The organism is Dyadobacter luteus (assembly GCF_003383615.1).
GTDB lineage: Bacteria > Bacteroidota > Bacteroidia > Cytophagales > Spirosomataceae > Dyadobacter > Dyadobacter luteus.
In genome coordinates this window covers 35,145-47,292 of the sequence record NZ_QNUL01000030.1, presented here as the reverse complement: position 1 = coordinate 47,292, position 12,148 = coordinate 35,145, and the positions used below count along the sequence as shown (strand labels likewise).

The following is a 12,148-nucleotide window of genomic DNA, read 5'->3' as shown; positions in this document are numbered from 1 at the left end:
AGATGAAATCATTCTTTAAATCCCTGCTTATTTTGGTGCTGCTCACCACCAGTTTCAGTTGTAATAAAGACTGGCTGGAACGTGAGCCGGAGCACCTGCTGACCGACGAGCAACTGTGGACGAATCCGCAGCTTATTCTCAGCACCGTGGCCGATTTCTACAGCAGACTGCCACGCCATACTGATTTTGAAGGGCCGTATGGCTGCGGCTCTGCGGCTGGCTACTGCGGATGGAAGGATTATGCCTCGTACGATGAAGCGATGTGGTCAGGGGTAAGTAATTTCGATTACGAGTTCCGGAACAGTCTGATCGATTATCCGTTCAACAGATGGGCGCTGTGGAACTACGATCTGATCCGTGATATTAACCTGGCCATCGACAATATTCAGGCAGCCAGTTCACCTAAAATGACTGAGCGAATCAAAGCGCAGTTTGTGGCTGAACTCCGTTACCTGCGTGCGTTCAACTACTTCGAACTTGTCAAAAGAATGGGCGGTGTTCCGCTTATCACGAAACAAATGATCTATAATTTCGAGGGTGATCCGTCGTATTTGCAGCAGCCCCGCAACACAGAAGAAGAGGTATACCTGTTCATCGAATCAGAGCTGAATGAGATCATGGGTGATATAGGCAACGCCAATAGCAAAACCAGAGCCAATCGTTACACGGTATTGGCTTTGAAAAGCCGGGCGATGCTCTATGCGGGTTCACTGGCGAAATACAACAACCAGATGGCGGCGCCTATCTCTTTACCAGGCAATATCATTGGTATACCAGCTTCGAGAGCTGCCTATTTCTTCGCATCATCTTTGGCGGCATCGGAGGAGATTATCAAGAGCGGCGCTTACCAGCTTTTTGAAAATAATCCCGACCGCGGTCAGAATTTTTACGAAACGCTGACTACCAAAACCAATAACCGGGAGGTGATTCAGGCGATTGATTATGCTGTGAGCCAGGGGCGACGCCACCTTTTTACATTGGAAAATATTCCCCGCGGCCTTCGTAAAGATGTCGAAAATGTAAGCGGATCTTCCGCGCTATCGCCTTCGCTGAATCTGGTGGAATCCTTTGAATATCTGGATGGATCGAACGGCGCATTGAAAGGTGTGGGAACGGGAAGTAATACCGCCGCGGGACAAACGAACTGGGTTTTTTACGACAAACCATCTGACATTTTTGCCAACAAAGATCCGCGTCTTTCTGGAACGATTCTCTATCCGGGCTCTTCATTCGCAGGACAGCCCTTACAAATGCAGGCGGGTGTGTATGTATGGAATGCAACCACCAACAAATATGATCGTCAGGAAGGTGGACTTAATACGCAGTATACCGACGGTGGCGTACTCACCGGTGCAGACGGACCTCTTCACAATGAAAACTATGTTTCATCCACAGGTTTTTACATGCGTAAATACTTGGATAGCGCTCCCGGAGCAGCTACCAGCGCAGTGAGAAGTGATATCTGGTGGGTACAGTTTCGGTTGGGAGAAATTTATCTGAACGCAGGTGAGGCAGCTTTTGAAACAGGAAAAACTGCGGAAGCATTGACCTACATCAACCGCATCAGACAACGTGCGGGGTTTGGAGAAAATAGTCTGACCACACTCACAATACAGCGCATACGTAATGAACGCAAGGTGGAACTGGCCTTCGAAGATCACCGTGTATGGGATTTGAGAAGATGGAGAATTGCGCACGAATTGTGGGATGGAACAACAGGTAATCCCGATGCAAATATTTATGCATTGTTTCCCTACAGGATCATTCGTCCCGGCCATCCTAATCATGGTAAATATGTTTTTGACAAATTCCGTTCGTCAAGAAATACACGTCCGCGCCACTTCCGTGATGGTAACTACTATTCAGAAATCGCGCAATCGGTGATTAATAATAATCCGAAGATCATAAGAAACCCTTTCCATTAATCTTCAAAAATGAATGCTATGAAAGTGCTATATAGAAGTATTTGGTTACTGTTTTTCATCGCGTTGTGGTCATGCGAGAAAGACAACTATACCCCGCCGGCTTCCACACTTACCGGATCGGTTGTCTTTAATAATCAGCCGGTTGGGCTCAGGAGTAATGGTGTGCAACTGGAGTTGTGGCAGCCAGGTTTTCCGCTTCGTACCAAAATTCCTGTTCACGTCGATCAGGATGGCAGCTTTTCAGCCTCGGTGTTTGACGGCAACTATCGGCTCTCCTTCGTAGGCGGCAACGGCCCCTGGGTGGTCTCGCGCGACTCGATCGTTGTAAATGTTAATGGCAATACCACAGTAGATGTTCCTGTTAAACCGTATTATGTAATCAGCAATGAAGCGGTAACCAACGAAGCGGGTAAACTTGCATCAACCTTTAATCTGGGAAAAATTGATGATAGCAGAGCCTTGCAGTTTGTCGGGTTGTATATCGGGACAACAGCCGTATTGGATAATATTAATAACAGGCAGAAGGTGGAGATTCAGGCAGCCAATATTACTTCGTTAACCGCTCCTGTTAAAATCGACGCGACATTATCGGCGGCTTTGGCTTCAAGGGAATATGTTTTTGCACGAATCGGTGTGAAAACCTCCGGAGTTAATGAAATGATTTTTTCGCCTGTAGTGAAGGTTGAATTGTAAGAAAGAGTAAATATTTAAATACCGAATAGCGTAATGATGTTTAAAAATGTAATTCCAAAGTCAGCTGCTGCAGTCATCGGGCTGTGTATGTTTTCCAATGCATTCGCAGGATCAGTGAAAAATTCTGCGGAAATAATTGCAGATACAGCTGCGCAGACGATTACTGTGGATCTGGATAAAAAAGTAGGGAAAATGCAGCCGATGTGGGCGTATGTAGGTTATGATGAAGGTAACTACACCTACCTGCCGGAAAGCAAAAAGCTGATGGGAAACCTGGTGAAGCTGAGCCAGAGTCCGGTGTATATCAGAGCACACAACCTGCTGAATACGAATGAAGGTTCGCCAATGGCTTTGAAATGGGGGTCAACCAATGCTTATACAGAAGATAAGGACGGCAATCCGGTATATGACTGGAAAACGGTAGATAAGATCGTGGACACCTGGGTGAATATGGGTATCAAGCCATTGATGGAAATTGGTTTTATGCCAAAAGCTTTATCGACCAAACCGGAGCCTTACAAACACAAATGGTCGCCGGGTGATGCCTATAGTGATATCTGGACGGGCTGGGCCTATCCGCCGAATAATTACGATAAATGGGAAGCGTTGATCTACGAATGGGTGAAACATTCCGTAGAGCGGTATGGAGCAAAAGAAGTCGAAACCTGGTGGTGGCAACTTTGGAACGAGCCTGACGCAGGTTACTGGGCAGGTACGGATGAGGAGTATTTCAAATTGTACGATTATACCGCCAAAGCCGTAAAACGCGCGTTGCCATCAGCGCGTGTAGGCGGGCCGAATGTTACGGGTGGTCTATCCAAAAGACAGAGTCAATTCCTGACCGATTTTCTGGAACATTGCCGAAGTGGTAAAAACTTCGCCACCGGCAAGAAAGGGGCCCAGATCGATTTTCTTGGATTTCATGCCAAGGGGGCACCTAAAGTAACCGATGCCGGACATGTACAAATGGGACTTTCAACGCATTTGAAACAGATTGATGCTTCGTTTAAGATCATTAAATCATTTCCTGAGTTTGCCAAATTACCTGTGATCATCGGAGAGTCGGATCCGGAAGGTTGCGCTGCATGCTCATCAAGTTCAGGTTATTCGAATATGGCATACCGCAACGGAACATTGTTTTCAAGTTATTTCGCAGCGTCTTTTGCCCGTAAATATGAACTGGCAGACAAGCACAATATCAATCTCGAAGGCGCAGTAAGCTGGACTTTTACATTTCCGGGTCAGCCCTGGTTTGACGGGTTTCGTTCATTTGCCACGCATGGCGTAGCCAAGCCGGTCCTGAATGTGATGCGTATGCTGGGTTTGATGACCGGCGACCGCGTTTTAGTCAACAAAGCGAATGGCTACAATGTTGAGAAGATTATGCAAAACGGCGTTTCAGGGACTTCTGATATTAATGCCATGGCTTCCCGCGATGAAAATTCAGCCTCAGTGATGATCTGGAATTACAACGACGAAGATATAGAGATCAGTCCGGCACAAATTGCTTTGGCTTTGAAGGGCATCCCGGTTTCAAGGGTATTGGTTCATCATTACAGAATTGATGAAACGCATAGTAACTCGTTTACCACCTGGCGTGAAATGGGTGCTCCACAGCAGGTCACCAATGCACAGTACAAACACCTGGAAGAATCGGGTAACCTGGAAATGATCTCTTCGCCGCAATGGGTAGACGTGAAAAACGGACAAGGAGATATACGTTTTGAAATGCCTGCTCAGGGTGTTTCACTTCTGAGAGTAACCTGGAACAAGTAAAAATTCGACAAAAACCATATCTGATGTTTCTGAAAAAAACAAAATCACTCCTGTTTCATGCTGCGGTCTGCTCAGCATTAGCGGCTCCTTCATTCGGGCAGCAAACGCCGGTTAATATTGATGTGAACCTGAATACGGTAAAGGCACCAATGAAGCCGATATGGGCATTTTTCGGTTACGACGAACCGAATTATACCTATATGAAAGATGGTAAGAAACTGCTGACCGAAATTGCTCAATTCAGCAAAGTGCCTGTGTATGTGAGAGCACACAGTTTGCTGGTAACCGGCGATGGGGAAGCCGCGTTGAAGTGGGGATCTACCAATGCCTATACCGAAGATGCACAGGGGAATCCTGTGTACGACTGGACCATCGTAGACAAGATTTTTGATACCTATATTGAAAGAGGCATGAAGCCCATAGCACAGGTCGGTTTTATGCCCCAGGCGCTTTCTACCAAGCCAGATCCTTATCGGCACCACTGGAAGCCTGGTGACGATTACAATGATATCTATCTGGGTTGGGCTTATCCTCCCAAGGATTACAAAAAATGGGCTGAGCTGGTATATCAATGGGTAAAACATTCGGTGGAACGTTACGGTAAAAAAGAGGTCGAAAGCTGGTACTGGGAACTTTGGAATGAGCCGAACATCAGCTATTGGAAAGGAACCATGGAGGAATATATTAAACTCTATGACTACACTGCTGATGCTGTGAAACGGGCATTGCCGACTGCCAAAGTAGGTGGGCCGGAGGTAACCGGGCCCGGCTGGGACAAGTCCAGAGTATGGATGAGAGCATTTTTTGACCACGTTACAAAAGGTAAAAACTATGCAACGGGAAAAATCGGGTCGCCTATTGATGTGATTACCTATCATGCCAAAGGTGCTCCCAAACTCGTGGATGGTCACGTGCAGATGAACATGGGAACGCAGTTGCGCGACCTGGACAAAGGTTTTGAAATTGTAGCATCTTATCCGACGCTCAAAAAGCTGCCGATCATCATCGGTGAGTCGGATCCGGAAGGATGTGCAGCCTGCTCCGAAGACGTAAGCCCACAGAATGCTTACAGAAATGGTACGATGTATTCCAGCTATACTGCTGCATCTTTTGCCCGTAAATATGAACTTGCAGAAGCACGCGGTGTGAATTTGCTGGGAGCAGTAAGCTGGTCTTTCGAATTTGAAGACCAGGCCTGGTTCCGTGGGTTCCGCGATCTGGCTACGAATGGAGTCGACAAACCGGTACTGAACGTCTTCAGAATGTTCGGTATGATGGAAGGAAATAGGGTAGACGTAAAGCAGAATCTGGCATACGACTACAAGAAGGTCAGAGATGAGAGTGTTAGAGGTGAAGCGGATATTAACGGTCTGGCTTCCAAAAGCCAGACCTCCGCTGCTGTGATGGTATGGAATTACCATGACGATAATGTTCCCGCACCGGATGCAACCGTAAAGGTATCTGTACAAGGCCTGCCTCAACAGAAAATGATGCTATACCATTACCGGATCGACAAGGAAAACAGCAATTCTTACGAGGTTTGGAAAAGTATGGGTTCACCTAAGCAGCCTTCAGCCGAACAGATCAGACAGCTTGAAAAAGCGGGTCAGCTTCAACTGCTCACGTCTCCTGAATGGATCATGCCCAAAGATGGTAAAACGGTAGTTGAAATGCAGCTTCCACGTCAGGGTGTATCGCTTTTGCACTTCAAATGGTAACGGAGCATTTGTTCCGATAATTGACAATATTTTTTTGACAAAACAGCCTGCAGGTATCCTTCGTGGTACCTGCACAGCTAAACCTATATCTAAACTTTCTCATGAAAATTACAAAAGTCAGAACCAAATTATACAAATGGACAGGTCCGGTACTGACCACCAACACGGTATTTGCGACACCGCTCAGTCCGCTTCATTTTCAAAACGATTCGCAGGCGGCATTCCGGTTTTTTAGCTGGTTGGTAGTTGAGATTGAAACCGACGAAGGGCATATTGGCTATGGAAATGCAGGATTGAGTCCGGATATTACAAAAGCAGTTATTGACAGTAAACTTACTGCGCTTCTGATCGGTGAAAACCCCTTGAATACGGAGTATTTATTTGAAAAAATGTACCGGTCCACCGTTGCATTTGGTAGAAAAGGCACTGTGATTGCTGCTATCAGCGCGATCGATATCGCGCTTTGGGATATTAAGGGAAAGGTAATGAACCAGCCCGTATTTATGCTGATGGGAGGGAGAACCACACCTGATATTGAAACGTATTACAGCAGGCTCTATAACCGCGATCTCGAAAGTCTGTACAATGAGGCCGTCCATTATAAAGCGCAGGGTTTCTCGGGTATGAAACTACGCTGCGGCTACCCGCTCACTGATGGTGTTTCCGGTATGCGTAAAAATGTGGAAATGGTGAAGGTGGTAAGAGAAGCTGTGGGCGACGACATAAACGTAATGCTGGAAGGTTACATGGGATTCAATCTGGCTTATGCAAAACAACTGCTGAAAGAACTGGAACCATATAATCTGCGCTGGGCGGAGGAGTTGTTACTACCGGACGAGATTCACAATTTTGCCAAACTTCGTCAGTATACCGATATCCCCTTGTCAGGTGGAGAACATGAGTACACCCGCTACGGATTTCACGATCTGCTGCAAACAGGAGCGCTGGATATATTTCAGTTTGATACCAACCGGGTAGGTGGCTTTACTGAGGCGCAGAAGATTTGCAACATGGCGCTGGCGCATGGTATAGAGGTGATTCCTCACGGCGGACAAATGCATAATCTACACGTGGTATTAAGCTGCTTTGCCAGCCCCATGGCCGAATATTTCCCTCAGACTGAAATAGAGGTAGGCAATGAAATGTTCTGGTACATTTTCGATGGCGAAGCTATTGCCGAAAACGGGAGATTACAACTCGACGACAAATTGCCGGGTGTAGGTCTTACACTTAAAACTGAAGGTCTGGAACATTTCATCATAACCGAATAGAACAATGGAAACTATAACTAGCCAGCAAAGCATTCTGGAGCTTTTCAGGTTGCATGGACAAACCGCACTCATCGTAGGTGGTAACCGCGGGCTGGGACTCGCAATGGCGAAAGCACTTGCCGAAGCCGGTGCCAATATTGTCATCGCAGCGCGCGATCAGGATGTAAATAGAGAATCAGCGCAGCTGCTCAAAGATACGTACAACGCTAGTTGTATTAGTGTTGAGTGCGATGTGACATCAGAGGAAAGTATTCAAGCTGTGGTCAGAACGGCTGTTGATACCTACGGCAGAATTGACATTCTGATCAATTCCGCGGGTATCAATATCCGCGGTCCGATCGAGTCATTATCTCTCGAAGATTTTAACAAAGTACAAACAGTAAATGTAACCGGAACCTGGCTTGCTTGTCGGGAAGTGGTGCCGGTGATGAAGCAGAATGGTTACGGGCGGATCATCAATATCGGTTCCATGCTCGCATTGACCGCCATTCCCGAGCGCACTCCGTATGCAACCAGCAAAGGGGCAATTTTGCAATTGACGCGTTCATTGGCCATGGAAGTGGCGCTTGACGGGATTACTGTAAACGCCATTTTGCCGGGACCTTTCGCTACTGATCTGAACCTGCCGTTGATCAACGATCCGGAAAAGTATAAAGCGTTTATTGCCAAGATACCTATGGGACGCTGGGGGGAGCTATACGAAATCGGAGGTATCGCCCTGTATCTGGCCAGCAAGGCATCGAGCTATTCAACAGGGGGATGTTTTTCAATTGACGGAGGATGGGTAACACAGTAATCACAACGCATTTATGGAAAATAAAATAAGAGTGGTACAGATCAGCCATCATACAAAGGGACGGGCCATAGCTATTGTAGAAGAACCTTCTCTCGTGCTGGTGGGTAGGTTCAGGTCGGTGTATGAAGCGGCGCTTGAAGCTTGTCGAGGCAATATCAGTTTAAAGGATTTACTGCTGTCAAACCGATCGGATCAGTTACTGCACTACGACAGTGTGTACGAAGGTCAGGATGCCTGGAAGTTACTCCCGGCTTTTGATGTGCCTGAAAACCCTTTTGCCTGTCTGGTAGCAGGAACCGGGTTAACACACAGAAACAGCGCATTGAACCGGCAAATGATGCACGGCGGAGACAGTAAACCCAGCGATAGTATCATTATGTACGAATGGGGAGTGAATGATGGTTTTCCTGAGAAAGGTCAGATCGGAGTACAGCCGGAGTGGTTTTACAAAGGAAATGGATCTGTTTTGAGGGCGCATGGAGAAGCGCTTGAAGTGCCTGCCTTCGCCAACGACGGGGGAGAAGAACCGGAAATCGCCGGCGTGTATGTTGTTGATGGCGAGGGTAATCCGCGAAGAGTAGGTTTTGCCTCAGGTAATGAGTTCTCAGACCATGTGATGGAAAAGAAAAACTATCTCTACCTCGCTCCTTCAAAATTACGGCAATGTGCTATCGGGCCGGAACTCGTGATCGGAGGTGAATTTACAGACATCAAAGGGACAGTTTCTGTGAGTACAGGTAATTCAGAAAAGTGGAGCTCTTCTGTAAAAACCGGGGAAAGTAATATGGCGCATAGTCTGGAAAACCTCGAATACCATCATTTCAAATATCCCGGTCATCGGATTCCGCTACAGGGACATGTGCACTTTTTTGGTGCTGATGCTTTCAGTTTCGGAAATCAGGTACTGCTGGAAAGTAATGACCTGATGACCGTGCATTGGGAAGGAATGGGGCGTGCTTTGAAAAATCCCATTTCAGTAAGTAATGACCCGGAACGAATCATTGCAATAACTCAACTTTAGCCACCCGCTCAGATTGCCTAAACCTCTTATGGAATGATAGAGAATAATACACCCGTTTCTCCCGAGCAGAGGCTTTCGCGTATGCGCTGGGTAATGGTCGGGATGGCATTTCTGGCCACGGTACTCAATTACGTGCACCGGTTGTCCTTTAATTATCTGAGTGCAGAAGGGGAGCTCCGCAGACTTATTCCTGATGATGCATTCGGCTATATCGGAACTGCATTTTTCGTAGCCTATATGATTTCGAATGCTTTTTCAGGCTTCGTCATTGACCGGCTTGGAACAAGACTTGGTTATTCACTCTGTATGGCTTTCTGGACTACCGCAGGTTTGGTTCATGCTTTTGCAAAAACACCACTGCAATTCGGGATTTGCCGGTTTATGCTTGGAATAGGTGAAGCCGGTAACTGGCCCGCTGCAATCCGGCTCACCACCGAATGGTTTCCCCCGCATGAACGATCCACTGCGTCCGGTATCTTCAACAGTGGCTCTGCATTAGGCGCTGTGATTGTTCCTCCGCTGGTAGCTTATTTAGGTGTGAGCTATGGTTGGCAAGCGACCTTTATTATTCTGGCGGTTTGCGGATATTTGTGGCTGGCCGTATTCTGGTTTCTATATTATACGCCTAAGGAAACAGAAGCACAGCCAAAAACCTTTGCGATACCTGCTATCAAATTATTGAAAACCAGATTTGTGCTGATGTTTACGCTCTCCAAAACCTTTATGGATCCGGTCTGGTATTTTGTCACTTTCTGGATCGGAAGATACCTGGTGGATGTACATCATCTGGAACTGAAGCAGATCGGTTGGCTGGCCATGATTCCCTTTCTGATTGCAGATGTGGGCAATCTGGCGGGAGGTTATTTTACTCAATACATTATTAAAAAAGGAGTACCTATTCCCCGCGCCAGAAAAATTGCAGTCACGGCAGCCGGGCTCATAATGATCTTGCCGCTTCTGGCCGGACCGTTTGTGATTTCAACGCCTATGACTGCCCTGATCGTTTTCGGCCTAGCTGGTTTTGGCTATACGGCTTATACCGCCAATGCGCTTACTTTTCCCGCAGATGTTGTTCCTAAAAACTCTGCAGCTTCTGTTTGGGGTATGGCGTGTGTGGGCACTGGTCTGGGAGGTGCAGTCTTTCAATCAGTCTCAGGCATTGTGCTGAAGAATTATTCTGTTTCATTAGGTTATGATGTGGCTTACAGTATTCTTTTTATGGGTTTTGGTGTCGTTGCTTTGGTAGGTTTGCTGGTGATGTTACTATTTATGGGACCATTAGTTCCCAACCAGGAACTGCACAAATATGCCCAGACGGGTACTCATTAAAAAAAACATCCATTGGTAAGAACGTTCCAATGGATGTTTTAAAAATAAATATTTACGAGAATATTTTACATTTCACAGTTTCATAATTCTTATTCTATTTTGAAATGAAATTTTATTTATGAAAACATTCATTTCAAAAGGGTACTATTTTTAACAATTTTTCTTATTTCCTGTTCAAAATAATAAGCGATGTCAAAGTTTTCATTTGCCTGATTCTCCATCACTATTACGCTCGTGTTAGTTTCAGGATAGTATAGGTTGACGGCCGTATATCCTTCATTCGGATGAAAGCCAGTATGTCCAATTTCCAGAATACCTTCTTTGTCATTTATTCTTAATCCGTAGCCATATCCGATAGGGTTTTTGCTAAATAATTGATGAGCATTGGTGATAACATAGCTGGTCATCAACTTGTAAGTGGCAGGTTTCAGTACTTTTCCTTTATGTAAGCATTCGTTCCATTTTGCCAGATCGGGCGCTGTAACGATCAAATGACTTCCCCAATAATGAGATGGCTCAAAACTTAGCTGCTCATTGAGCCTGTATGTTCCGTCTTTTTTTATCGTATGCCCTTTGGTTAGCAAGTGACTGGCTTTCTCTGATGGGTAAAAGCTATTTTTCATTCCGCACTTTTTAAACAACTCGGTGACCAATTGTTCAAATGTTTTCTTGCTTTGTTTTTCGAGTACCAATCCTGCCACATAATAACCAATGTTGGAATAACTGAATGCCGATCCTGGTGTAAATTTTAATGGATTGTCAATTTTGTCGCTATGCAACCCGGAAGTATTGTTGAGCAAATGATGAACCGTAACGGTGTCTGCCCAGGTATATTTAAAGTCCGGTAAGTACTTGCGTATTGGCGTGTGCAAATCAATCAATCCTTTCTCAACTGCTTGTAAGATTAAGGTAGAGGTAAATTGCTTTGCAATAGACATTGTAGAAAATTTATCGGTAATTTTTAAAGAAGATTTTTCTTCAAAATTGCTATACCCATAAGCTCCCGTATATTTTGTCTTTCCATTTTGTTGAATGAGTACAACTCCGTTAAAATTTCTTGGATTTGTAGTTTTAATTAAGCTGTCTATTTGAATAGAATAATCTGTATTTTGCCCGAATGCATTGAAACTGGCAATTAATATTGATAAAATAAATGCCGGGAATTTAAAATTTTTGTTCATTTAAATTTTTGTTTACTTATTTTTTGCTAGATGTTTTATTGAAAAATTGAGACAGTACCATCGAAGCTGCATCCAAGGGCTCACTTCTGCTAGTCCATATTATTTTATGCGCTCATTCAGATCCGGACAGCCTCTCATCAAATGTCAGTTTTGTACCGGGGAGCTACCGTGTGAATATAGTAAGGCCGAATTCACGTTTTGACAGGAGGTTCCTGAAGGTATTTGTTGAGAGATAGATCTTGGAGTTTCGACGACTTGAAGTGTAAGAGGCAGAAACAGTTGGATGGTAGCTATACGATTATAAACTCTTGGGAGGTTGGACACTTGATGACAATGCTTTAAAAATTGTGCGAATATAAAACAAATAGAACCGATAGTCCAGGTCTTTTTGATGATGCAGAGAAGGAATGACAAATAGTTTTGAAGTGAACTTTCAGT

9 protein-coding genes are annotated in these 12,148 nt (G+C 45.3%); 8 read left to right on the top strand and 1 reads right to left on the bottom strand.

Annotated elements, in window-relative coordinates; translation table 11 throughout:
* Positions 1–2 precede the first annotated feature (2 nt).
* The 8 genes from DSL64_RS24635 to DSL64_RS24600 all read left to right on the top strand — a co-directional run bounded on the left by DSL64_RS24635 (position 3) and on the right by DSL64_RS24600 (position 10,529).
* Positions 3–1,925, top strand: coding sequence for a RagB/SusD family nutrient uptake outer membrane protein (locus DSL64_RS24635; protein WP_115833643.1), 1,923 nt, complete (start codon positions 3–5; stop codon positions 1,923–1,925).
* 18 nt (positions 1,926–1,943) lie between these two features.
* Positions 1,944–2,618: a DUF3823 domain-containing protein gene (locus tag DSL64_RS24630; RefSeq protein WP_115833642.1), complete on the top strand. Its 675-nt coding sequence runs from the start codon at positions 1,944–1,946 to the stop codon at positions 2,616–2,618.
* Between the two features lie 33 nt (positions 2,619–2,651).
* Entirely contained in the window at positions 2,652–4,394 is a 1,743-nt protein-coding gene (locus DSL64_RS24625) for a GH39 family glycosyl hydrolase (RefSeq protein WP_229217219.1), read from the top strand.
* A gap of 23 nt (positions 4,395–4,417) precedes the next feature.
* A complete protein-coding gene (locus DSL64_RS24620; RefSeq protein ID WP_115833614.1) occupies positions 4,418–6,112 on the top strand; it encodes a GH39 family glycosyl hydrolase in 1,695 nt (564 codons plus the stop codon).
* 101 nt (positions 6,113–6,213) lie between these two features.
* Positions 6,214–7,383: an enolase C-terminal domain-like protein gene (locus tag DSL64_RS24615; protein WP_115833613.1), complete on the top strand. Its 1,170-nt coding sequence runs from the start codon at positions 6,214–6,216 to the stop codon at positions 7,381–7,383.
* A 4-nt stretch (positions 7,384–7,387) separates the two neighbouring features.
* Positions 7,388–8,179 (top strand): SDR family NAD(P)-dependent oxidoreductase, encoded by a 792-nt coding sequence (locus DSL64_RS24610; RefSeq protein ID WP_115833612.1) that lies wholly within the window; start codon positions 7,388–7,390, stop codon positions 8,177–8,179.
* Between the two features lie 13 nt (positions 8,180–8,192).
* On the top strand, positions 8,193–9,200 hold the full coding sequence (gene araD1 / locus DSL64_RS24605) for an AraD1 family protein (RefSeq protein ID WP_115833611.1): 1,008 nt from the start codon (positions 8,193–8,195) through the stop codon (positions 9,198–9,200).
* A 33-nt stretch (positions 9,201–9,233) separates the two neighbouring features.
* Complete coding sequence (locus DSL64_RS24600; protein WP_115833610.1) at positions 9,234–10,529, top strand: MFS transporter; 1,296 nt, start codon at positions 9,234–9,236, stop codon at positions 10,527–10,529.
* 128 nt (positions 10,530–10,657) lie between these two features.
* On the opposite strand, the gene DSL64_RS24595 is transcribed toward DSL64_RS24600, so the two are convergent.
* Positions 10,658–11,710, bottom strand: coding sequence for a serine hydrolase domain-containing protein (locus DSL64_RS24595; RefSeq protein ID WP_115833609.1), 1,053 nt, complete (start codon positions 11,708–11,710; stop codon positions 10,658–10,660).
* Positions 11,711–12,148: the final 438 nt, after the last annotated feature.